Origin of the sequence: Acinetobacter sp. YH16053 (assembly GCF_013417035.1) — a bacterium.
Taxonomy (GTDB): domain Bacteria; phylum Pseudomonadota; class Gammaproteobacteria; order Pseudomonadales; family Moraxellaceae; genus Acinetobacter; species Acinetobacter towneri.
Map to the genome: position 1 here is coordinate 37,457 of NZ_VPEP01000008.1, position 24,335 is coordinate 61,791.

Annotated in this window: 22 protein-coding genes; 9 read left to right on the top strand and 13 right to left on the bottom strand. The window is 41.2% G+C overall.

Features of this window, described 5'->3' with window-relative positions:
• Positions 1-122: 122 nt before the first annotated feature.
• Positions 123-1,835, bottom strand: a complete 1,713-nt coding sequence (locus FTV43_RS08330; RefSeq protein WP_179990130.1) for an AAA family ATPase — start codon at positions 1,833-1,835, stop codon at positions 123-125.
• Positions 1,836-1,924: 89 nt separating this feature from the next.
• On the bottom strand, positions 1,925-3,928 hold the full coding sequence (locus FTV43_RS08335) for a hypothetical protein (protein ID WP_179995311.1): 2,004 nt from the start codon (positions 3,926-3,928) through the stop codon (positions 1,925-1,927).
• Positions 3,929-4,384: 456 nt separating this feature from the next.
• On the opposite strand from FTV43_RS08335, the gene FTV43_RS08340 reads away from it, so the two are divergent.
• Together FTV43_RS08340 and FTV43_RS08345 are read left to right on the top strand one after the other, a co-directional pair.
• The gene (locus tag FTV43_RS08340; protein WP_004976867.1) at positions 4,385-5,557 is read left to right on the top strand and encodes an iron-containing alcohol dehydrogenase; all 1,173 of its coding nucleotides are present in this window, start codon (positions 4,385-4,387) and stop codon (positions 5,555-5,557) included.
• 247 nt (positions 5,558-5,804) lie between these two features.
• Positions 5,805-6,800 (top strand): alpha/beta hydrolase, encoded by a 996-nt coding sequence (locus FTV43_RS08345; protein WP_179995312.1) that lies wholly within the window; start codon positions 5,805-5,807, stop codon positions 6,798-6,800.
• Between the two features lie 64 nt (positions 6,801-6,864).
• Here FTV43_RS08345 and FTV43_RS08350 read toward each other — a convergent pair whose 3' ends face one another.
• Entirely contained in the window at positions 6,865-8,046 is a 1,182-nt protein-coding gene (locus FTV43_RS08350; RefSeq protein WP_179995313.1) for a transcriptional regulator, read from the bottom strand.
• A gap of 245 nt (positions 8,047-8,291) precedes the next feature.
• Between FTV43_RS08350 and FTV43_RS08355 the strand changes: the two genes are divergently transcribed.
• Positions 8,292-9,803, top strand: a complete 1,512-nt coding sequence (locus FTV43_RS08355) for an aldehyde dehydrogenase family protein (RefSeq protein ID WP_045795779.1) — start codon at positions 8,292-8,294, stop codon at positions 9,801-9,803.
• Between the two features lie 230 nt (positions 9,804-10,033).
• Here the strand turns inward: FTV43_RS08355 and FTV43_RS08360 are convergent, their stop codons facing one another.
• The 4 genes from FTV43_RS08360 to tkt form a co-directional block, all read right to left on the bottom strand.
• Positions 10,034-10,618 (bottom strand): YceI family protein, encoded by a 585-nt coding sequence (locus tag FTV43_RS08360; protein ID WP_004976875.1) that lies wholly within the window; start codon positions 10,616-10,618, stop codon positions 10,034-10,036.
• A 136-nt stretch (positions 10,619-10,754) separates the two neighbouring features.
• Entirely contained in the window at positions 10,755-11,240 is a 486-nt protein-coding gene (locus tag FTV43_RS08365) for a GNAT family N-acetyltransferase (protein ID WP_096901195.1), read from the bottom strand.
• A 179-nt stretch (positions 11,241-11,419) separates the two neighbouring features.
• Complete coding sequence (locus tag FTV43_RS08370; protein ID WP_004976879.1) at positions 11,420-11,635, bottom strand: hypothetical protein; 216 nt, start codon at positions 11,633-11,635, stop codon at positions 11,420-11,422.
• A gap of 152 nt (positions 11,636-11,787) precedes the next feature.
• A complete protein-coding gene (gene tkt / locus FTV43_RS08375; RefSeq protein ID WP_004976881.1) occupies positions 11,788-13,776 on the bottom strand; it encodes a transketolase in 1,989 nt (662 codons plus the stop codon).
• 749 nt (positions 13,777-14,525) lie between these two features.
• On the opposite strand from tkt, the gene metK reads away from it, so the two are divergent.
• Positions 14,526-15,692: a methionine adenosyltransferase gene (gene metK / locus FTV43_RS08380; RefSeq protein ID WP_004976883.1), complete on the top strand. Its 1,167-nt coding sequence runs from the start codon at positions 14,526-14,528 to the stop codon at positions 15,690-15,692.
• A gap of 158 nt (positions 15,693-15,850) precedes the next feature.
• A complete protein-coding gene (locus tag FTV43_RS08385) occupies positions 15,851-16,162 on the top strand; it encodes a monooxygenase (RefSeq protein ID WP_004976884.1) in 312 nt (103 codons plus the stop codon).
• Positions 16,163-16,314: 152 nt separating this feature from the next.
• Here FTV43_RS08385 and FTV43_RS08390 read toward each other — a convergent pair whose 3' ends face one another.
• Positions 16,315-16,548 carry a hypothetical protein gene (locus FTV43_RS08390; RefSeq protein WP_004976885.1) on the bottom strand — a complete coding sequence of 78 codons (234 nt, stop codon included), beginning with the start codon at positions 16,546-16,548 and terminating at the stop codon, positions 16,315-16,317.
• Between the two features lie 312 nt (positions 16,549-16,860).
• On the opposite strand from FTV43_RS08390, the gene FTV43_RS08395 reads away from it, so the two are divergent.
• Positions 16,861-17,070: a hypothetical protein gene (locus FTV43_RS08395; RefSeq protein ID WP_179995314.1), complete on the top strand. Its 210-nt coding sequence runs from the start codon at positions 16,861-16,863 to the stop codon at positions 17,068-17,070.
• A 20-nt stretch (positions 17,071-17,090) separates the two neighbouring features.
• On the opposite strand, the gene FTV43_RS08400 is transcribed toward FTV43_RS08395, so the two are convergent.
• The 3 genes from FTV43_RS08400 to FTV43_RS08410 form a co-directional block, all read right to left on the bottom strand.
• Positions 17,091-17,726: a LysE family transporter gene (locus FTV43_RS08400; RefSeq protein ID WP_004976890.1), complete on the bottom strand. Its 636-nt coding sequence runs from the start codon at positions 17,724-17,726 to the stop codon at positions 17,091-17,093.
• Positions 17,727-17,895: 169 nt separating this feature from the next.
• Positions 17,896-18,471 (bottom strand): FxsA family protein, encoded by a 576-nt coding sequence (locus tag FTV43_RS08405; protein WP_004976892.1) that lies wholly within the window; start codon positions 18,469-18,471, stop codon positions 17,896-17,898.
• A 167-nt stretch (positions 18,472-18,638) separates the two neighbouring features.
• Entirely contained in the window at positions 18,639-19,022 is a 384-nt protein-coding gene (locus FTV43_RS08410; protein ID WP_179995315.1) for a YkvA family protein, read from the bottom strand.
• A 200-nt stretch (positions 19,023-19,222) separates the two neighbouring features.
• Between FTV43_RS08410 and ruvC the strand changes: the two genes are divergently transcribed.
• The gene (ruvC, locus tag FTV43_RS08415; protein WP_004976895.1) at positions 19,223-19,768 is read left to right on the top strand and encodes a crossover junction endodeoxyribonuclease RuvC; all 546 of its coding nucleotides are present in this window, start codon (positions 19,223-19,225) and stop codon (positions 19,766-19,768) included.
• Between the two features lie 24 nt (positions 19,769-19,792).
• Here the strand turns inward: ruvC and FTV43_RS08420 are convergent, their stop codons facing one another.
• Positions 19,793-21,313 carry an NAD(P)H-hydrate dehydratase gene (locus FTV43_RS08420; protein WP_104851865.1) on the bottom strand — a complete coding sequence of 507 codons (1,521 nt, stop codon included), beginning with the start codon at positions 21,311-21,313 and terminating at the stop codon, positions 19,793-19,795.
• A gap of 21 nt (positions 21,314-21,334) precedes the next feature.
• On the opposite strand from FTV43_RS08420, the gene queG reads away from it, so the two are divergent.
• Positions 21,335-22,435, top strand: a complete 1,101-nt coding sequence (queG, locus tag FTV43_RS08425) for a tRNA epoxyqueuosine(34) reductase QueG (protein WP_104851864.1) — start codon at positions 21,335-21,337, stop codon at positions 22,433-22,435.
• Between the two features lie 288 nt (positions 22,436-22,723).
• Positions 22,724-23,716 carry a biotin synthase BioB gene (gene bioB / locus FTV43_RS08430; protein ID WP_104851863.1) on the top strand — a complete coding sequence of 331 codons (993 nt, stop codon included), beginning with the start codon at positions 22,724-22,726 and terminating at the stop codon, positions 23,714-23,716.
• An 85-nt stretch (positions 23,717-23,801) separates the two neighbouring features.
• Here bioB and FTV43_RS08435 read toward each other — a convergent pair whose 3' ends face one another.
• Positions 23,802-24,011, bottom strand: a complete 210-nt coding sequence (locus FTV43_RS08435) for a hypothetical protein (protein ID WP_004976903.1) — start codon at positions 24,009-24,011, stop codon at positions 23,802-23,804.
• Positions 24,012-24,335: the final 324 nt, after the last annotated feature.

Sequence of the window (24,335 nt, forward strand, 5' to 3'; positions counted from 1 at the left end):
AGGCTTACAGTGATGGCAGTTTAACCGAAGTTTTTCTCAAAACGATAGTATTTTATGTGACGTTAAGCGGGCATTTTTAATGCAGAATTGCAGTATAAGTCATCATTATCCAAATGACTAAACTACTGAATAAACAGCAATGCTAAACGCACCTGATCATAGCCCATGCGTGGACTAGTCGCTTCAACAATCGGGCGCAGTTTAATTGCGCCATCATCGCTGAAGTGCTCTGCATTTTGACGCTTCATTAATCGCTTATAAATTTTACGGACCTCTTCCACCACTTCTTCACCTGGATGTGCCACTGAAATATCCAGATTTTGTTCTTTTTGCAAACGTGCCAAATGGTTGATAATAGTTGCAGGAGTTAAACCTCGCTCTACTGCAATATCCTGAATATCATAACCTTCTTCAAATAAAGCGCGGGTTTCATCTAACGTGGCAGTCGCATAATTGGTTTTTCCACCTTTGGCAATTTTCTTTTCATTGCGCAAAATTTCGGTTTCGTTCAACGTGCCACCACAGTGACGAATAAATGCATTATGTTGTGGTGTTAAATCCAACAGCTCATAGTGCGTTTCAGCTTCTTCAGACAATTCCTGAAAACGGCGGTCAGCCTTAATCGCTAAACTGTCGAGTTCCAAAGCTTGGCTATTAAATCCCAATAAACGCAAACCGCTTAACGATTTTAATCGTGACAACGCCACATAACCCTGCCCTTTTTCAAAAGTATGGCTAAGATTGATTTCTGCCGCTTCTAAGGTCATACCTTGTGATTTGTGGATGGTAATTGCCCATGCCAAACGCAGCGGAATTTGCTGGAAACTGGCAATGGTTTTGCCTGCATCATTATCCACCGACCAAGTTTCAGGCTCGACCAGTAATACCGTGCCATCGGTCAATTTTACTTTAGGCAAAATACCGTGATCGTCATCTTCTTCAAAGCCAATCACTTCGCCCAAACTGCCGTTGATATAGCCCATATCGAAGTTGTTTTTAACAAACATCACTTTGGCATGTTTTTTTAGATTTAAAATTTCAGGCGCACGTACGGATGATTTCAGCGTTTCAATCAACTTTTCATTGCCATCACACACGGCATCAAACTGCTTGCTCTCAGTTTCAATTTCATTCAGATGCTTAAAGTTGATATTGTCCACGTCCATATTGTGCGTATATAAACGTGTGAAAGTGTCGCCAATATCTTGATGGCGGGTGTGCTCCAAAGCCTGAATATGTTGATGATCAATACTTTGTGCACGAATTGCATTGAGAATGTCATTTAAATAATCGTCGCCCTGACGGTGCTGCTCAGTTAAATAACAGACTCGAAATTTAGCTTCGACCCACGCCTCTGACATAAAACAGAACTTGTCACGATTGCGCTCATCGTTTTTTCCTACAGGCGGTAACTGGAAAAAATCTCCTGCAACAATCACCTGAATGCCGCCAAAGGCTTCATCACTGTCTTTAAAATATTTTAAAACCTGATTGACTAAATTCAGTTGCTTGGCATGCAACATCGAAATTTCATCAATAATCAACACTTGCGCATTTTCTAAATGTTCTTTGAGATATTTGCGCTCTTTCATATTTTTTAGGTCGGCATCGGACAAAAAGTCTTTAATACCAATACCTGCCCACGTGTGAATGGTCATGCCATTCATATGCGTTGCAGCAATACCTGTAGATGCTGTAATGGCTACAGGTACTTTTCGTGCTTTTAAATAATTGATGTATTGATTCAGGGTATAGGTTTTACCCGCACCAGCAGAGCCTGTTAAAAAGACATTTTCGCCTGCTTTTAAAAGTTTAAGTGCAGTTTCCTGTTTCATAAGACCTATACCATTGCTGAACGGCTATAGCCTAACGAGTTTTTGCCTAAAAGTTAAGGCTCAAGTCTGCGAATACGACAACTGTTGTCTTATGCTTTAGCTGGCAATTGTGGATTCAGCCATGCAATAAACTGCTCTGCAATGGTCACCAGTAACTGTTCCGCTTTTTGATTATTCGGATATTCCAACTGATCAAATTCAAGTTGCCCCTGCCGAAAATGACAGCCCAGAGTCAATTGCTGCGCATAATGTGGCGATGCCATGTGAAAAGCCACATATTGCCCTTCACTCATTAGCTTGGCATAGCTAAGTGCCAAACAGTGTTTAAAGTTTTTCGATTCTTCAATAATACGGTCTAAATCGGTCAGTTCTTCAAAACACCAACCTGAAAAGTACAATATTTGCTGCGGGCTTTTCGCCTGCCATGTGCTACACGGAATTTCTTTTTTCAGTTTGGCAAATAGCTCTGCTTTATACACTTGTTGATGCCAACGCACCTCCTGATGAAACAGCCCCAACCAACTCAGACTTTTAGGAATATGCGTATGCGCTGCAAAATATTCCAGTAAATAGTCACGCACATAACTGTCAAACACTGAAACTCGCGTATGCTGCGCCCGTAAATAAAAACGCTGCCTAAAATCATCGGGTTGAAGCTGATAACGCTGCAATACCGTATAAAAGTCACGCTGCTGCTGACTCTCGGGCTGAATATAATCCAACAAAGCGGGTGGTAAATCCTGTGTGATTTGCTGTAAATACAACATATAACTTTGCATGACACGACTCAAACGTCTAAATACATGTTTCACCAAATACTCATCTTGCTGCGCCACTGTTTTTAGCAAACTCATCCATTCATCCAAATACAAAATGGAAGGACTAATCGCAACGCGTGGATCATCTACAGATTGTTTTTCACCATGTGGCATTAGGCTGACATTATGTGCATGCGCAAACCACGCCTGCTGTGTCGCATACACATTACAGCTTTGAATAAACATACGCGCCGCAGAATATTGAAAATATTGCAAAGTTGCCAAAATAATCCGTGGATGTGCCTGACTACAATCGACAAAACTGAGCGCTGTCACTGCGACCCGCACACTGGTGTGCTGCATATTTAAACTGAGCCAATCCAACACTTGTGCAGACTGTTTAAACAGCCAATTCACCGCACGTGGATAATCAAATAACGGCAGTTTGGCGACTTTCTTTTGCCAAATTAAAGGGCAAGATTTTAAAAAATGCGGTTTCGCCAAAGCATCGGAACGCTGCCACACCTCACGGTGCATTAAACGCGCAAAACCCAATAAATGCCCATGTTCTTCGGCATGTCGATACAACAACCGAATATCATCCTGATGATCGATTAAATCCTGCAAATTAAATCGTTCAGGAAATGAAATACTTAAAATACGATGCATGGCTTTAGGTAAAAATTCTGCCGCACTAAAACAAAAATCATCATAACTTTGCATCAGTGCTTGCACTGGCAAAAAGGTTTCACCCTCTATAAATTCCAAAGCACACAGCATCGTTAAGTTAGTTAAAACATCTTCAGGAATGTGCTGCCCTTGCTGCACAAATTTGGTCAATACTGGTTGATACTGATCGTCTGCCTGCATTAATGCCTGATCTAAAATTTGTGCCTGCATTGCATCTAAATGCAATAACAATTGCTTAACCCGTGCTGCACCATCTACCCACAGGTAAACTTGCTGCAGAATCAATTGTCGCAATTGCTGCGCCTGATTACGCAAAAATAAAGAATGCTGCGGTTTTAAATCCCCAGTCAAAAAATGCAGATCATGTAAGAAAAAATCTTCAAATGCTTCTTGCTGTTTCCCCGCAAATTCAAAGTGAGTTTCTATTAAATTTGTATGCGATTTTGGCGGATAAAATTCAAGACTAAACAGACCATTCAGCAATTCGACCCGATGCTGCAAAGGATCGATCCGAAACAAATTTTGTGCTGTAAAATGTCCAACCAAATCCATTTGATCTTGATAGATTTCTGCGGCCACACTGGAAATACGAACCAATTGCTGTGCAACGGCATGCAACTGGCTATGCTGGCAAATTGGCTGCATATACGCTCCTCATGCTTAAGTGCGGTCTATCTAAGTGTCATCTTATTTTTATTTGATTGCACCGACTAGACCCATCACGTGATACATCCCTATTTTTTGTTTTTTATTTCCATCTGCAAAAAGTGGACAATTCTTCAATCGAGCTTAAGCCACTTATTAATTGAATTACACCTGAAATTTATGTGAACGGTATCTACACCTTAAAATTAGAGATACAAAAACACTATAAACAAGATTTAAGCCCTTGCCTATAGCCTGCGCACAACTTCAGAAAAAATAAAAACCCATTAAAAAACAAATAAATTTCAATTGATTAGTTTGCATTATTTACTCAGAAAATAGGGTTGGTGTTTGGTAGGTAGGATTTCACCACAAAGCATTGAATACTCAAATCACGGTTCAACACCGCGATAACAACACATTATTCCAATACCCAATGCAAGAAGGAATCTGAGCATGGCTTTTAAAAATATTGCAGATCAAACCAACGGTTTTTATATTCCTTGTGTGTCTCTCTTCGGCCCTGGTTGTGCCAAAGAAATTGGCGTAAGAGCGCAAAATTTAGGTGCTAAAAAAGCCCTGATTGTGACAGATGAAGGACTGTTTAAATTTGGCGTAGCCGATACCATTGCAGGCTATCTCACCGAAGCAGGCGTTGCTAGCCATATCTTTGCAGGTGCTGAGCCAAACCCAACCGACATTAACGTACATAAAGGTGTCGATGCCTACAATGCCAATCAATGCGACTTTATTGTGTCTTTAGGTGGCGGTTCTTCACACGACTGTGCCAAAGGCATTGGCTTAGTTACCGCAGGTGGTGGGCATATTCGTGATTATGAAGGCATTGATAAAAGTACCGTGCCAATGACTCCACTAATTGCCATTAACACCACAGCAGGTACAGCATCGGAAATGACCCGTTTCTGTATCATTACCAATACCGACACGCACGTTAAAATGGCAATTGTCGATTGGCGCTGCACACCACTCATCGCCATTGATGATCCAAAACTCATGATTGCCAAACCTGCAGGTTTAACCGCAGCAACAGGCATGGATGCCTTAACCCATGCTGTAGAAGCCTACGTTTCAACTGCAGCCAATCCTATTACCGATGCCTGCGCTGAAAAAGCTATTCGTATGATTAGCCAGTGGCTTAGCCCTGCCGTGGCAAATGGTGAAAATATTGAAGCACGTGATGCCATGAGCTATGCGCAATATTTGGCTGGTATGGCATTTAATAATGCCTCATTGGGTTATGTGCATGCCATGGCGCATCAACTCGGTGGTTTCTACAACTTGCCGCACGGCGTCTGTAATGCAATTTTACTGCCGCATGTTTGCGAATTTAACCTGATTGCCTGCCCTGAGCGTTATGCAGATATTGCAGAATTGATGGGAGTCAATACTGACGGATTAACCACCACAGAAGCCGCCTATGCCGCAATTGATGCAATTCGTGAATTATCTAGCTCAATTGGTATTCCAACAGGTTTAGCAGAGTTAGGCGTGAAAGAAGATGACTTGGCGATTATGGCTGAAAATGCACAAAAAGATGCCTGCATGCTCACCAACCCACGTAAAGCCAATCATGCACAAGTGGTCGAAATTTTTAAAGCCGCGATGTAATTTGAATCTCCTGCTGAGTGAATCAAGATTTGCTCAGCATCTCCCATCCTTTTTTTCAATTTTCCTCTTTTGCTGTTTTATTTTTATCCTTCCCTTTGGCAGAACCATCTCAGATGCGTTCTGCTTTTTTTGCTGTTCAGAACAAAATGAACTCGCAGCATAAAACTAAAGCGATTTAGATGCAGAGGGTTTGCATAATTCAATTTGACAAATGCGCACAGCTCATCAAGGATATAGTCAAAATAAAATGGATGACGAACACCTTATGCTGTTAAGTAAAAAACAAAAAACAACACCAAGCTATCAACCCGATATTTTGGGTGCCGATTACCAACAAATGACGCTGGATTTTCCATCTGATTATGAAGGCAAAGTGATTGCTACCTTGGTACGCAAAAAAGCTGAACAGGAAACCCGTAAAGCCGTACTTTATATTCATGGTTTTATTGACTATTTCTTTCAAACTGAAATGGCAGACCAGTTTAATCAGTACGGCTACGACTTTTATGCCTTAGATTTGCGCAAATACGGGCGTTCGCATTTGTCACATCAGCATTGGTACAACGTGCGCAGCTTGTCTGAATATGATGCAGAAATTTCCGCTGCACTTGAGCAAATTGCCGCAGAAGAACATGACTCAGTGATTTTGGCGGGACATTCAACAGGTGGATTAATCACCACGTTATATGTAGCACATCATCCCAATCATCCACTGATTCGTGGTTTATGGTGTAACAGCCCTTTTTATGATTTCAATATGAGCGAAATTGAGAAAAAAGTCGGCATTCCTCGTCTAAGCCAATTAGGCAAATTACTGCCAGAAATGAAATTTCCAAGTCACCTCAATCCATTTTATGTGCCAAGTCTACACAAGCAATATCATGGTGAATGGCTATTTAACTTGGAATGGAAAAAACCGCGCTATCCTAAAGTGCGATTAAGTTTTGTACGTGCAATTCATGAAGCACAAAAAGAAATTCATGCCAGTGTGCATTTGGGTGTACCAACCTTAATTATGCATGCGAGTCAAAGTAGTTATCCACGCCAATGGAATGAGATTGCGCAACGTACTGACGTAATTTTAGATGTTGCGGATATGCAAAAATATGGGCATCACATGCATGGTGATATTCAGCTTTGCCAAATTGAAGATGGCGTGCATGATTTGGTGCTTTCTGCGCCAGAAGTCCGTGCGGAAGTGTATCAGTCCTTGTTTGACTGGTTAAACCGCAAGGGGCTGTAAAAACTAAAAAAAACAGTAAGACTAAAGGACAGTGAAATGAAAGCCTAAAGACTTGATTCGTCATTTAGGCTTTGTATTTTAATAAAATTTGATGTGCAGGATGATGCTTTGGCATCAGTTCAATTAAACGCTCTACCGCATCAATCGCTTCAGGGCTATGCGCCAAATGTTTCAGCAATACATCGGTATCTTGTGCATTAAAAATGGCATCACTCAGGCGTGATTCTAAACAATCTCGCCATGCGCATAAAAATGGACTTTCAGTTTTCGCCAAAAATACCCCTGCACACGTTTGCAAGGCAGACTGCACATAACCTGCATCTAAAGCCTGCTCAGCTTGTAAAAAATCGGCTTCAATATGCGCCAAAACTCGGTAAGGACGCGAGCCGAGCATCCCCCCTAAAATATCGCGTAATTGCGACATTTCAGCTTTTAGCGTTCCCATGCTGACTTTACGCTCACCATATAGTGCTTGGTGTAAAGTGTCTAAACTCATGCCTTGTGGGCAAAGTGCCAAAATCACCAATATTTCAATTTGACGCGGTGTCATCACCACCACTTTGCCATTAAATAACACCTGTGGCACACGAAACGCGCGAATATAAAGCTGCTGTTTTTGCTGTTCCAGCAACGCATTTTGAATTAAAGAAGCACAGCGCTCTGCTGCCAACAAACCCAAACTGTTATGATTTTTCCAAGTGGTCGATAAATCAATCACGCCCAACACTTGTTTGGAATGTGGGTCTAAAATTGGTGCGGCATAACAAACCCAGTCATGTAACGATGACATATAATGTTCACTGGAAAACACACAACTGGCTTGCTGAGTTTTGAGTGACAAAGCCAAAGCATTGGTACCCACCAACTCTTCACGCCACTGTCCACCCTCTACAAAATGTACTCGTTCCGCCACATTACGCATTTGAGCGCTCGCTGCCGTCCAAATAATCGTACTGCCCACATCGCCCACGGCTGCCACCATGTCGGACTGCTGCGCGATATGTTTTAAATCTTCTGCGCAATTTTGCACAGCTCTCTGTAAAGCCGAACCGCCTTGCGGATGCGATAAACTGGAATTTAACGGAGCAGCCTGCCGATCTACAGGAATTTCTGCAATTTCAGAGCGTTGCCAAGAATTTAAAATACTCTGCTGAATTTGCTGCGCATGCAGCGGCGATAAACTACTTCTTTGTCTAAGCTGTTCAATATGCTGTCTTTTTTCCAATAGGTCTTGTTTTTTCATCATTATTGATTCTCACAATCCTGTGGGCATTACATCCATTGTACTGCTTACTTTTGTAAGGATTTGTTCGCTGCTTGTAAACCTGCAACTTTCCAACCTTTTTCCAACCTTATATTGGTATGCTAAACAAATAACGTACTAAAGTACCTTATACCTTAGCCGTAAATTTAACCTGATTTTAGACACAGGATTGTGCTAAAAGGTAAAGATGACGGCAGATTATAAAAAACCATCAAAGGAAGAGAATTATGCGTTACGTAGATCCCAATCAACCCGGTTCAAAAGTTCAATTTAAAGCACAATACGAAAACTTTATTGGTGGCGAGTGGGTCGCCCCTGTAAAAGGCGAATACTTTGAAAATATCTCTCCTGTAGATGGCAAAGTATTTACCAAAGTCCCACGCTCATCGGCAGAAGACATTGAACTGGCTTTAGATGCAGCCCATAAAGCCAAAGCACAATGGAACAGCTCATCTCCAACCACACGCTCCAACATTCTGCTTAAAATTGCAGATCGTTTAGAACAAAATCTAGAATTATTGGCAGTGGCAGAAACATGGGATAATGGTAAGCCTGTTCGGGAAACATTGGCTGCCGACATTCCATTGGCGATTGACCATTTCCGTTATTTTGCGGGCTGTATTCGTGCCCAAGAAGGCGGAATTTCTGAAATTGATGAAGATACCATTGCCTATCACTTTCATGAGCCGTTGGGCGTTGTGGGGCAAATTATTCCATGGAACTTCCCAATTTTAATGGCAACATGGAAACTTGCACCTGCTTTGGCTGCGGGTAACTGTATTGTACTTAAACCTGCAGAACAAACCCCTGCCAGCATTTTAGTTTTAGTCGAACTCATTCAAGATTTATTGCCAGCAGGCGTATTAAACGTAGTCAATGGTTACGGTGTAGAAGTGGGTCGCCCATTGGCAACCAATCCACGTATTGCCAAAATTGCATTCACAGGTTCGACTCAGGTCGGTCAATTGATCATGCAATACGCCACTGAAAACATCATTCCAGTGACTTTGGAGCTTGGTGGTAAATCTCCAAATCTTTTCTTTGAAGATGTTATGGCGCAAGATGATGACTACCTAGACAAAGCACTCGAAGGCTTTGCTATGTTCGCGCTGAATCAGGGTGAAATTTGTACTTGTCCATCGCGTGCGCTCGTGCAGGAAAGTATTGCTGACCGTTTCCTTGAAAAAGCCATTGAACGTGTTAAACGTATTAAAACAGGTCACCCGCTTGATACTGAAACGATGATTGGTGCACAAGCATCGCAAGAACAACAGGACAAAATCTTGGGTTGTATTGCGACAGGTCGTGCCGAAGGTGCACAAGTGTTAACAGGTGGTGGTGAGCGTCATGAAGTTGGCAGCGGTTTCTATATTGAGCCGACAATTTTCAAAGGCACCAACGACATGAAAATTTTCCAAGAAGAGATTTTTGGCCCAGTGCTTTCTGTGACCACATTTAAAGACTTCGATGAAGCCATTAAAATTGCCAATGACACCATTTACGGTTTAGGTGCAGGTGTTTGGTCACGTTCTGCGCACACTTCTTACCGTGCAGGTCGTGCTATTCAGTCGGGTCGCGTTTGGACGAACTGTTACCACATTTACCCTGCGCATGCAGCTTTCGGTGGTTATAAAAAGTCAGGTATTGGCCGTGAAAACCATAAGATGATGTTAGAACATTATCAACAAACCAAAAACTTGTTGGTAAGTTATTCAACTAAACCTGCAGGCTTCTTCTAAGTTAAGCTTTTAACCTCAACATGATGAATGAAAATGCGAACTTCGGTTCGCATTTTTTTATATTTGGGATGTACAGATGGACAAAAAGAAAAACAGAAAAAGCCATTTATCTACATAGATTTACAAGTCATAGACCTAAAATTACTAACATCAAAGTCATGTAGATGAAATCACAGACATAAAAAAAGCACCATTTAAAAAATGATGCTTTTTGATCAAATTACAACTGCTTATTTTTTTGCAGCTACAGATGCTTCAGTAGTGATGTTAACAGTAATTTTATCACCCACGTTTGGTACATAGCTTGCGATACCAAATGCAGAACGGTTGAATGATGTTGTTGCATTAAAACCAACAGTCGCTGCCTGAGTCATTGGGTGTGGACCTTGTTTGTTCAATACTGCGTCAAGTACCACTGGCTTAGTTACACCTTTAACCGTTAAATCACCTGTGATTTTAAAGTTTTTCTTGTCTTGAGTTTCAACTTTTGTACTTTTAAAAGTAATGGTTGGATATTTTGCTGCATCAAACCAATCTGCTGCCATTAAGTGCTCATCTAAAGCTTTTACGTTGGTGTTGATGCTACTTAATGGAATCGTCACATTCACAGATGAGTTAGCAGGTTTTTTCTCATCAATGTTGATAGTACCTTGAATGTCTGAGAAGTTACCTGATGGCGTAGAAAAACCGAAGTGATCCCAAGTAAATACAGTAGCAGTATGCGTTGGGTCAATTTGATAAGCCACTGGTTTAGCCATTGTCATTGTTGCTGCAGACGCGATAGCCAAACCTAAAGCAATCGATTTCATGTTCATATTGTTCATCTCTAAAAGTGTTGATACGTTTCAATGAGGTTTAGTTTATAGATTTTTGCTGCAAATACAGGATTAAAGATAAAACAGTATGTTGCATGACTGAAACGATAAATTTGTAAAAATATGCATGCGCGTTTTACATCGCTGTTGCAGGGCTGCGATATTGAATAAAACCTGTTCTTTTTGCGACACGATCATACAACTGCCGTGCCTGTAAATTATCTTCATGAGTCAGCCAATATACCCGATCACATTCACGCTGTTGCGCTGTTTGATTCACCTGCTGAATAAGCTGCTGAGCAATTCCCATCCCTCTGTACTCAGGCAAGGTATATAAATCTTGCAAATAGGCATAAGGTTTAAGCGTCCAACAACTGTCATGTTCAATTACATGCACAATTGCCACAACTTGAGTTTGATATACGGCAGCAAAACCATAAATATGCGTACTGTGTGGATTAATTAGTTTTGACCACGTATTTTGCGTAACCTCATCACTTAATTGCACCTGATAAAATTGCTGATAACCCTGCCAAAGTGGTTGCCATTGCTCAAATTGGATTTCACTTAACGCGACAATGTCGATGTGCTTAAATTGATGATCTAATATAGTTGTCTGCATGCTTTGATATTGCCTGATTATTTTTGCATCGAATCATTTTATTGATTATGCATCATTCATATTATGCTTAGGCTATTTTATAAACTATTTTTCAGCAATAAAAAAAGCTTTACCCTACGCATAGAATAAAGCTATTTTTGACGATACACCATTTAATGCACCGCATTCATCGCAATAGATTAAAGCTTCTCAATCAAAATACGATCAACTTGCTTTAAGCCTGATTGCTTTTCATGGTTCTTACGGCGAATTTTGATTTGCTGATCTTCAGCCAAATCCTGTAACAACAACTCTACCGCCACCATAGCTTCAAGTGGTAAATCTTGTCCAATCCACTTTTGCTCACCCGCATCCATTAAAGTGACTTCATCATTAATTTGCTCGTACAAACTCATTTCTCATCTCACTCAATTACACAGAGGTTTATTCACAAACCTGACTTACACTGACAAAATTTGTTGGATCATCACATCGAATACCAAACAAATATGCAAAAATAAAAGACGTCCCTTTGCAGGAACGCCTTTAAAAACACTGGATTAAAAAATTAAGCTGTTAATTCTTTTACTGCAGCAACAACCGCTTCAGTGGTAATGCCAAAGTACTGATACAAGTCTTTTGCAGGTGCAGATTCACCATAAGTTGTCATACCAATAACTTTACCGTCTAAGCCGACAAACTTCCACCAGTAGTCTACATGCGCTGCTTCAACCGCAACACGTGCACGAATATGTGATGGCAATACCGCTTCACGATATGCTGCATCTTGCTTCACAAATTCTTCTGCACACGGCATAGACACAACACGTACACCTTCAAGCTGCGCGTATGCTTCCATTGCCAAGCCCACTTCTGAACCTGTTGCAATAATAATGGCTTTCAATTCACCTTTTTCTTCAGCCAAGACATAACCACCTTTTGCCACGTTCTCAATTTGCGCTTGAGTACGAGTTTGGAATGGCAAGTTTTGACGTGAGAAAATTAAAGCAGTTGGACCTTCGCTGCGTACTAATGCAGATTTCCAAGAAATAGCCGCTTCAACGGTATCTGCTGGACGCCATGTATTTAAGTTTGGCGTACCACGTAAAGATGCAATTTGTTCAATCGGTTGGTGTGTTGGACCATCTTCACCCAAACCAATCGAGTCGTGGGTATACACATGAATCACACGTTGCTTCATTAATGCAGACATACGCACGGCATTACGCGCATATTCCATAAACATTAAGAATGTTGCAACGTAAGGAATGAAACCACCGTGAAGTGCTACACCATTTGCAATAGCAGTCATACCAAACTCACGTACGCCATAATGCACGTAGTTCCCTGCTGCATTGTCCTGAACGCCTTGGCAACCCTTCCAAAGGGTTAAGTTTGAACCTGCCAAGTCTGCAGAACCACCCAATAATTCAGGCAATAATGGGCCAAATGCTTGCAAAGTATTTTGGCTGGCTTTACGCGTTGCAATAGTTTCAGCTTTAGCATTGGTTTCAGCAATAAACGCATCTGCCTGCGCGATGAATTCTGCAGGTAGTTCACCGCTTAAACGGCGTTTAAGTTCTGCAGCTTCCGTTGGATATTTTGCTGCATAGGCATCAAAAGTTGTATTCCATGCTGCTTCTGCTTCTGCACCTTTAGCTTTCGCATCCCAAGCGGCATATACATCTTCAGGAATTACAAACGCTTCATCTGTCCAACCTAATGCTTGACGCGTCAAAGCGATTTCATCATGGCCTAATGGCGCACCGTGACAGTCTTCTTTACCTTGTTTGTTTGGCGAACCTAAACCAATAACAGTTTTACAAATAATAATAGTCGGTTTTTGCGTTTCAGCTTTTGCTTCAACCGTTGCAGCACGAATTGCATCGGCATCGTGACCATCAACTTTTAAGACTTGCCAGCCGTAAGATAAGAAACGTTGTTCGGTATCGTCAGAGAACCAGCCTTCTACTTCACCATCAATAGAAATGCCGTTGTCATCATAATAAACAACCAGCTTGCCTAAACCTAAAGTACCTGCCAATGAACATGCTTCGTGTGAAACACCTTCCATTAAGCAACCATCACCCAAGAAACAGTAAGTGAAATGGTCTACAACCTGAATATCTTCTTTATTAAATTGTGCAGCCAGTGTTTTTTCTGCTAAAGCAAAACCAACAGCATTGGCAATCCCCTGACCGAGTGGACCAGTGGTGGTTTCAATCCCTGGTGCATAACCCAATTCTGGGTGGCCAGGTGTTTTAGAGTGTAACTGACGGAACGCTTTTAAATCTTCGATTGAAAGATCATAACCTGTTAAATGCAACAACGCATATTGCAACATTGAACCATGACCATTAGACAATACAAAACGGTCGCGGTTTGCCCATTGTGGATTGGTTGGGTTGTGATTCAAAAATTCACGCCACACCACATCGGCAATATCTGCCATCCCCATCGGTGCACCTGGATGTCCTGAATTTGCTTTTTGCACAGCATCCATTGCCAATACACGAATTGCGTTTGCAATACGACGTTCGTTAAGCGGGGTCGTCATAGGTCAGAGTCCACAAAAAATCGTTAAATAGAAGAAGATGAATAGAATTCAAAACAGCCGCTATTCTCTCAAAAAAACGCCTGAGGGGTAAAGCCTATGCAACAATATTTCCGCATTAATTCCCATTCAGGGTATTTTTCGTGCAAATTCAAAGACGTTTTCACGTTTATAACAACAAGAAAATAGCTAATTGCCGTGTTAAGCTCTATTCTTGGCAAAATTCTAAAGTATAGATATTTCAATTTATAGACGCAGGATGGAATTGTGATGTCGCTCTTGCAGCAACTCCAATCAAATGCCTAGCAACAAGTTAAAACACAACAGTATTCTGTAGAAATAATAGACAGATTTTAACACATCTTGAATTTTATTCACTTTTCACACAATAAATTGAATCACAGCCATCGTCCAAAATTTTAAAACAGCTTTTGAAAATGCAGCTTGATGCAGATAAAGTCAATTCAAAGTCTTTAAATTACCCATCTACAATATTGTTTTTAAAAATGATTCACCACTTAAAAACAAGGTGCTCCTTAGTTTAAAATTATGACAGCATACTTTAGCCAACATGAATATTTTTGAGTCACAATATAGTCCTACCGATACTTTATCTATTTTTTAGCTAAAGATATGCGATAAAAAGTCATTGAATTGAAATAAATTCAGCCAATTTAGTCGTAATGCGCTAGTCCTAAAGTCTAACTCGATGTAACATATTGCGTCTTTTGAATTTAACTGTGATAGGACTTATGCGCGAGTACGCTGTATTTACCTCGGAATCTGTAAGCGAAGGCCATCCAGATAAAATGGCTGACCAAATCAGTGATGCCATTTTGGATGCAATCTTAAAAGAAGACCCTTATGCGCGGGTTGCTTGTGAAACGCTTGTAAAAACGGGTGCGGTTGTACTGGCAGGTGAAATCACAACAACTGCAAATGTCGATTTTGAAGCCGTTGTTCGTCAAACCGTAAATGGCATTGGTTACCATCATTCTGACTTAGGTTTTGATGGTTCAACCTGTGCGGTCATTAACATGATTGGTAAACAATCACCTGAAATTGCACAAGGTGTAGACCGTCAAAAGCCTGAAGATCAAGGCGCAGGTGACCAAGGTTTGATGTTTGGTTACGCCAGCCGTGAAACTGATGTATTAATGCCTGCCCCAATTTCTTACGCACACCGCTTAATGGAAAAGCAAGCTGAATTACGTCGCAGTGGTGCTTTGCCGTGGTTACGCCCAGATGCAAAAAGTCAGGTGACTTTTGCTTATGAAAATGGTGTGCCTGTACGTTTGGACGCGGTGGTGTTATCTACTCAGCACGATCCTGAAATTTCGCAAATTCAGCTTAAAGAAGCGGTAATTGAAGAAATTGTGAAAAAAGTGATTCCTGCAGAAATGTTCCATGCAGACACCAAATTCCACATCAACCCAACAGGTATGTTTGTGATTGGCGGCCCTGTCGGTGACTGCGGTTTAACTGGTCGTAAAATCATTGTCGATACTTACGGCGGCATGGCACGTCATGGTGGCGGTGCATTCTCTGGTAAAGACCCATCTAAAGTTGACCGTTCTGCTGCTTACGCAGGTCGTTATGTTGCAAAGAATATTGTGGCAGCTGGCTTGGCAGACAAATGTGAAATTCAGGTGTCTTATGCTATTGGTGTTGCAGAGCCAACATCAATTTCAATCAACACCTTCAACACTGCAAAAGTGGCAGATGAGTTGATTATTGCTTTAGTACGTGAACACTTCGATTTACGTCCATACGGCATTACCAACATGTTGAACCTGTTACAACCGATGTATAAGCAAACTGCAGCCTATGGTCACTTTGGTCGTCAAGGTTCTGACACTGCATTTACATGGGAAAAAACTGACAAAGTTGAGGCGTTAAAAGCTTCTGCAGGTCTGTAATGTAAAACTTTTCAGTTTTATCAAGCTCACTTCGGTGGGCTTTTTTATGCCTAAAATTTAGCTGTCAAACCACAATATACAAAATACGAATATGTTATAGTGAATCATTCCTGAGATTTTTTAAATACTCATCTAAGATAATGATGTAGGAGTTTATTATGGCGGTTATTCTTCAAGTCGATTTCCCTTCTGAAGGCCCATTTGGCGAAAGCATGAGCCAAGCGTACCGTGAACTTGCAGAAAGCATTAACCTAGAAACTGGCATGCTTTGGAAAATTTGGACTGAGAACAGTCAAACACAGGAAGCCGGTGGAATCTATCTGTTTGATCATGCGGCCAATGCTGAACGCTATTTAAAAATGCACACTGCACGTTTAGAAAGTTTTGGCGTGAAGAATATTCGTGGCAAGATTTTTGAGGTGAATGCTGCACTGTCTGCAATCAACCAAGCTGACTTCTTAAGTCGCTAATCTTTTTAAATTGCTCATCCATATTGAAGAATAAAATGGTGAGTCTCTTCAATATTGAAAAAACAGTTGAATAAAATCCTGAGCCATTTAATGATTCAGGATTTTTTGAAATCTTGTATAGACGAAATAAGCGTTAAGCTTGGATGCAGCACTTATTGCGTACGAATCACCTCAAGCACCGATTGTTGCACGGGCACTTCTTGATGATCTTGCAAATAAACATGCACGACTTTAAACACAACGGCTGCTGCCAAGCATGCCAAAATACAGAATAACCAGAAACCATAAGGACTACGAATATTGTGTGAACCACAAGTACCACATTCTTTTTCTGATGATTCCACCACCCGATTGCAACATGCGCAACGATACTGATGATACAGCATAGGTATTCTCCTACTTCACTGTAATTCTTGTTTTTATTGTTACACCATCTACCCTGATGCAGTGTAATTTTGTTTAAGCAACTGTGACACTTTGTAGCCTGCATCCTTTGGATGATTTAACTGACACAATCGCTTGTGAATTAGAATGTCAAAGTTCTGCTATTCGCGCAAATCGTATTTTTGAATAAACAGTCACTTTATCCATCTAAAATAGGTATGCCATGCTAAAATTCTGCATGCTCGATTACTTGAAGTTTAGACTCAAGCTTGGCTTTCAGCACATATTTTTTTATTACACGGAGTAAAGTTAAAGTGGTGCAACTCATTAAAAAAGGTGGCTTGCGAGAACGTGCCAACCGTAGTCGTAAATACCAAGGTTCGGAAAATACCGAAGCAACTTTGCAATCAAACCGTACTTATCAGCCCAATCATTTAGATAAAACTGAAAACACGACTGCAACCGAAATACTGAATAAAAAATCGTCAAACTTGGCTTTGGACAACATCAAATCATCTAACTAATTGGCATCAAAACCTATGTTTTAAAACATACGCAGTGCATCTAACCACAACCACACAGCAAATAATAAAAATAATCCGCCCGAGACCATATCAATATAACTGCCTGAACGCTGATATAACTTTTTCATTTTTGGTGTAGAAAGTAGCAACATAAATAGTGTAAATGTCACAAAAGTTTGGATTGGAATAATCACTGCCAATTGGGCTTTCAAAGATGCACTTGCCGATGAACTCAACGCCAAAGCAAATACACTACTAAAATAAATTAAGGTTTTCGGATTAGATAAATTGGTGAATAGCCCCAATAAAAAGTAGTTTTTTGCGGCTGGAATTTGCACTTGAGTATCATCAAACTGTTTGCGCTGCTGCCAACTATGCCAACCGCCCGACAACATGCCCCATCCCATTTTGGCAAGAAATAAACCGCCAATCAGCATTAAGACTTGCTGAATCCAAGGAAATTGCTGCACCAAAACCGTAAAACCTAATAAGGTCAGCACCACCCACACCACAATCCCTGATGAAATACCCGCAATAATCTGCAAGGTATTACGGCGGGTATTGCTGGCTGCACTTTTGGCAATTAATAAAACATCTGGGCCTGGGCTAAGCTGTGCCACAAAATGCAGCGAACAAATGGTGAATAACAAAGACATAAATACATTAGGAGAATTGAAAGTCCGATTATACCTTGTGCGGTAGGAGAATAAATAAGGCTTTAAATGCACACCTCAATGTTTAAACACTCACGTGCATATTCACCAAAAAATACCCATAAAAAAACCGAATCAGCACGATTCGGTTTGATCTCAAGCATCACCCATATTATTTAGGTGGATTGACATCTTTCATTTCAATTTTTTTCGCATCGGGGGTAATTTCACGTGCTTCACCATCAATAATACTGGAATCACGACCACCACCCTGCTGATTTTGCATGTCTTGCATTTGGCGCATTAAATCTGCAAACGGGTTTTGACCTGCTCCGCCCATGCCATTCATATCGCCCATCATGCCACCCATCATTTGATCCATCATGGCTTGCTGACGTTTCATCATGGCTTTCATCATTGCCGCTTTAAAGGCATTTTGTACGGCAGGAATCATCACCAGCAATGCCAAAACATCGCTAATTAATCCTGGAATCATCAATAAAAAACCCGCAAAAATTTTAGGTAAATTATTGCTCAGCGCAGGATCGGCACTCATCTGCCCCATTTGCATTTGCTGCATTTGTGGCATCACGCCTGCAGAATATTTACGAATCAGGTTCAAACCAATGAAGAAAGCAGCGACAAACCAAAAGAACACGTACCACATGCTCCCCACTAGGTCGCCCACACCAATCCAGACGAAGACTTCAAGAACTAAGCCAATTAGAACAATAAGAAATAATTTCATGAAAATTAATCTAATCTCAACAAAATAAATAAAATGCAGTAACCAAGTGCTTCATCGGGATCAAGCTTTTTGATTCGCTGTTGTTTCAATATGGGCATTATTGTATTTTTAAAGGTTAAGTCTGTCATTAATATTTTCATCATCACCCAATAACAGACTTAATACGTCTATATATTTAAACGATAAAGATAAAAATATGCGGCATAAGCCAATAATAACCACAACGCAATAAAAACTGATGCTGCAATATAACTGCTCGGTTTTTGACTGATCGCATCGGCTTGTAAGCGACAACGCTGCATTACTTCAGCAGGTACTAAACGCAATACCAACATGATGCCCAATGGCACTAAAATCAGGTCATCTAAATAACCCAAAACAGGTATAAAGTCTGGAATTAAATCAATGGGAGAAATGGCATAAGCAGCGACCAACAATGCCAAAAGCTTTGCCATAAACGGCGTTTCAGGATCACGTGCGACAAACCAAACCGCATAAACATTTCGTTTAATTTGCTTCGCCCACTGTTTTAGCCTATTAATCCACTTCATTGCCGCTCTCATTTGCTACCGTATATAAAATATACGCCTCAAAACTTAAAATAAAATGAAGTCCAAAATTGAAAATATGGCAAAGGATACATGCTAATTGTTTAAACGGCAGCTTACTGACCGAATGTTTTGAAATTACTCCACACAAAAGAGATTTAAACTCCTATAATTCAACTTGATGTAATTTTTTAAGGCTTGGCATGTCACTTATTATTGGAATCGACCCTGGTTCTCGTCTAACGGGCTACGGCATTATTGAACGTGATGGCGCTAAATTACGTTTTGTAGATGCAGGAACCATTCGCACCGAAACCAGTGAAATGCCCGAACGCTTAAAGCGGATTTTTGCAGGGATTGAACGGATTGTGAAATTTCACGGCCCGACTGAAGCAGCAGTTGAACAAGTGTTTATGGCGCAAAACCCAGACTCTGCCTTAAAATTGGGACAGGCTCGCGGGGCAGCGATTGCCGCTTTGGTAAATTTAGATTTACAAGTGGCGGAATATACCGCTCGTCAAATTAAACAATCTGTCGTGGGTTATGGCGCTGCCGATAAAGAACAAGTACAAATGATGGTCATGAAATTATTAAATCTATCCATCAAACCACAACAAGATGCTGCCGATGCTTTGGCTGCTGCAATTTGCCATGCTCATGCATCGGGCAGTATGACCAAATTGGCTGTGCTCAATGCCTTGGGTGGTATGGCACGCGGACGTAGTCGTTCAAGCTCCAGACGTCGCTAAATCAGCATCGCCATCGCTTATATTTTACCGATTCACAACCTGATAAATCGCTTGGCTCATGTGCTGTGCCTGTAAACCGCGCATGCCCTGCTGTGCCAATACATCCCCCGCCAAGGCATGTAACATGACAATTTCATGCAATTGAATTTTATGATGAAACTGGGCTTTTAAACTGGCAATCATGCCTGCCAACACATCGCCCATACCACCTGTACCCATACCAGGATTGCCTGCGGTACAAATCCACAATGAACTTGCTTGCGGTTCTGTAGATGCAGCTTGCAAAGTCAAACTACCTGAACCTTTTAACACCCAATCGCCTGCATAGCGTTGCTGCAATTGCTGAATCGCGGCAATACGGTCTGCTTCAATGGCTGCAACCGTAGTATTGAGCAAGGTCGCAGCCTCACCTGAATGTGGTGTGGCATAACTGTTCGGTTTTAGTTGGGCTGGATGATGCGATGAATGCGCTTGTTTCGCCAAAAACCACAAGGCATCGGCATCGTAAACTACTTCTACCTCGGACTGATTTAGTGCGGCAAACCAGTCTGCATAATGCTGTTCTGCCCAAGCATCTCGTCCTAGTCCCATCCCTAAACTCACGGCATCGACCTGTGAAATTAAGTGCTGAATTTCTGCGCCTGTCAGTGCGTCTATATCCCGCAACATTAAATTCGGCGCACGGCTTAATATCGCCACATGATGTTTGGCATGACAGACCACAGTCACTTTCCCTGCACCTGCGCTTGATGCGGCTTCTGCAGCCATCATCACCGCACCACCCATTTGCGCATGTCCGCCCACAATCAACACATGCCCATAACTGCCTTTGTGTCCAAAAGCCTGCCGTGCGGGTAATTGAATCAAATGTGGTGTGAGTTGGGCCAACGCTTTGAGTTCTGCATCGGCTGGAATCAAATCCAGCACATCGACCAGTCCAGTATATTCCTGTGCCTGCCCTGTAAATAACCCTGCTTTCAAACCCAAAGCTGTAAAGGTGTAATCGGCTTTAATTGCACATGGCAATGGCTGCCCCGTGTTGGCATTTAAACCGCTTGGAATATCAACCGCAATTTTTAAACCCGCTTGTTGATTCATTGCGTGAATAAGCGACTGCCACTCATCATTTAAAGGACGATCTAAACCAATACCAAATAATGCATCAATATAGCAGTCATAACTTTGTTGAAATGCAAAACCTTGAATTATATTGACTTGTTCTGTCTGAGCTTCTAAAAAAGCCTGATGTAAATCTGCCGATGAACCGCGTGTTGCGGCATAAATATCGACTTGAAAACCTGCTTGTTTTAAATATTTTGCAGTTAAATAGCCATCGCCTGCGTTATTGCCTTGTCCACAACACACAGCAATTTTTTGTATTGTAGATGGCTGTTTTGCAAAAATTTTGCGAATTTGTAAATGCAGTGTCCACGCCACTTGCTGCATTAAACCGTAAGAACTATTTTGACGGGCAAACCAGCGCTGCTCCCACGCTTGAATACTTTGACTATGATAAACAGGGCTATGGTACACTTGCTGCGGCATTTTCTTCCCTTCTATTTTGTTATGGCAACATCCACCACTTCAGCACATATTTCTCTGCATCAAGACGATCCAGCCGCCTTGAAAGCGTGGATTAAAGCTCAAGCTTTGGCGCTTGGTTTTGCTGATTGTGTCATTGCCAAACCAGATGCTCAAGCAGAATTAGCACGTTTTCAGGAATATTTAAAACGTGGCTATCATGGCGATATGAAGTTTCTAGAAGAAAATTTAGACAAGCGCGCTAATCCCACACTGTTAGTCCCGAATACAAAAAGTATTATTTGTGTGCGGATGAATTATTTGGTGGAAACACCACGTCCACGACACATTCCCGATGCACCTAACTCTGCAATTATTGCCCGTTATGCACGTGGGCGCGATTATCACAAAGTCATGCGCGGACGCCTAAAAACTCTTGCCACCCGTATTCGTGAAAAAGTGGGGAATTTTGAATCACGCCCCTTTGCGGACTCAGCCCCGATTTTTGAAAAGTCACTGGCAGAAAGTGCTGGTATGGGTTGGACAGGTAAACATACCTTACTGATTCATAAAAAATCTGGATCTTTTTTTGTATTGGGCGAGTTGTTTACTTCACTAGATTTGCCTTTTGATCCGCCTGCAACCTCGCATTGCGGTTCTTGCACAGCCTGCATCGACATTTGTCCAACGCAGGCCATTGTTGAACCTTATATGTTGGATGCGCGTAAATGTATTGCTTATTTGACCATTGAATATCAGGGTATTATTCCTGAAGAATTACGTCGTGGTATTGGTAATCGGGTGTTTGGTTGTGATGATTGCCAACTGATTTGTCCGTGGAATAGCTTTGCACAAGTCACTACGGTGGAGGATTTTCACCCTCGACATGCCTTAGATCAAGTCAGCTTGCTAGATTTATGGCAATGGGATGAAAGCACGTTTTTAGCCAAAACTGAAGGTAGTCCATTGCGTCGTACAGGCTATCAAAGTTTTATGCGTAATATTGCCATCGGGGTTGGAAATGCCCCATTTTCAGCACAGATTTTGCAAACTTTGCAGCAAACGCGAGCACAGCATGATGAGATTGTGCAAATCCATATTGATTGGGCGATTCAGGAACAATTGCTTAAACAGCCTAAAATTTAAACAAAAACTACCACCCAAATGGTACGATATTTTGGCTGCAGGTTACTTGCCAATTTATGCAGTTAACTGAATTTTAGTGACCAATTCATTGCAAAATAAAAATGCTTAAAAATAAATTTTGCAGCGAAATAGTATTAAAATTGCTTAAGTTTGCAACCAAATCGACTGCATATTTTTGTTTCCATACTGTCGAATATTAGCCATGAAATTGGGAGATTATGCCTTTCTGATTCCAACTATTTGTGTATGATACAGACTATGAATAATAGGGATGATGGACTTTTACTTATGTCAGTACGCAATGATTGGACTCGGGAAGAAATTCAGCAGTTATATGAACAGCCTTTTCTGGATTTAGTCTTTGAAGCACAACGTGTGCATCGCCAACATTTTGCTGCCAATACCGTACAAGTCAGTACCTTATTGTCTATTAAAACAGGCAAATGCCCTGAAGATTGCAAATATTGCTCGCAGTCTGCGCATTATGATTCACAGCTTGAAGCTGAAAAACGTATTGCAGTGGATAAAGTCATTCAAGAAGCTAAAGAAGCCTTAGCATCAGGTTCTTCACGCTTTTGTATGGGTGCTGCATGGCGTAATCCGCATGAACGCGATATGCCGTATGTTTTAGAAATGGTACGTGAAGTCAAAGCATTGGGCTTAGAAACTTGCATGACTTTAGGGATGTTGAATCAATCTCAAGCAGAACGCTTAAAAGATGCAGGTTTGGATTATTACAACCACAACCTAGACACATCGCGTGAGTATTATCCCAATGTGATTAGTACTCGCAGCTTTGATGACCGCTTAAATACTTTAGATATTGTGCGTCAAACAGGTATGAAAGTGTGTAGTGGCGGTATTGTCGGTTTAGGTGAAGATACCCAAGACCGTATTGGTTTGTTACATGAATTGGCGACTTTACCGTTACACCCTGAATCTGTGCCAATCAATATGTTAGTTCCGATTGAAGGTACACCACTGGCTGAAGTCGAAAAGCTAGATGTGATTGAATGGATTCGTACTATTGCAGTTGCACGTATTATCATGCCAAACAGCTATATTCGTTTGTCTGCAGGGCGTGAATCGTTGTCTGATTCAGATCAGGCATTGGCATTTATGGCAGGTGCGAACTCGTTATTCTCAGGTGAAAAACTTTTAACTACACCAAACGCAGGCGAAGGCAAAGACAAACAATTGTTCCAAAAGTTAGGCTTAGTGCCTGAACGTGCTAAACCAACGGTTTCTGAATTGTCGGTAGATGCGATGGCAATGGCTTAAAGTTTTAGCATCCATCCAAATGTACAAAGTCCCGCAAAGGGACTTTGTTTTTTATGCAGCAAAATAAGTTTATGCGGCAATGCTTTTAAGAGGTGATTAAAATTCCGTAACTGGCATTTAAATACTGCCCTGTTTTAATAATATCTACCCCGTTGGCATGTTCTACCGTCAGTTGTTGCTGAATCGCATCATAATAAAACCGATCATAACAGTCCTGATGATGCAGCAACCACGTCAAAGTATCTGCTAGATTGTCATCTACAATATACGTTTTTTCTTGAAAGTTTTTAGCCATAAATACGGTCAGTTCAATATTTCTAGGTACTGGATTTTAAGCGGAATACCTTGTGGGATAAAGTGTGCGGAGGATAGAAAATTTAATTGTGCACTTGTATAAATCAAACTTCGTACAGCATGAGAAGTCTCCCCACCAAAAGAGGTGGGAATGATATATGTAGTTTTGAAGATGGATAAGTGCAGTCTAATCTATACATGCAGGCAAGACTAAGCAAAATATTCAGGCTATTAGCCTAAAATAAAAAAGTGAGTCATAAAGACTCACTTGGTTTTAATACAGATTCAATACTTAACATTATTGTGTCTTAGAATCCCCACACTT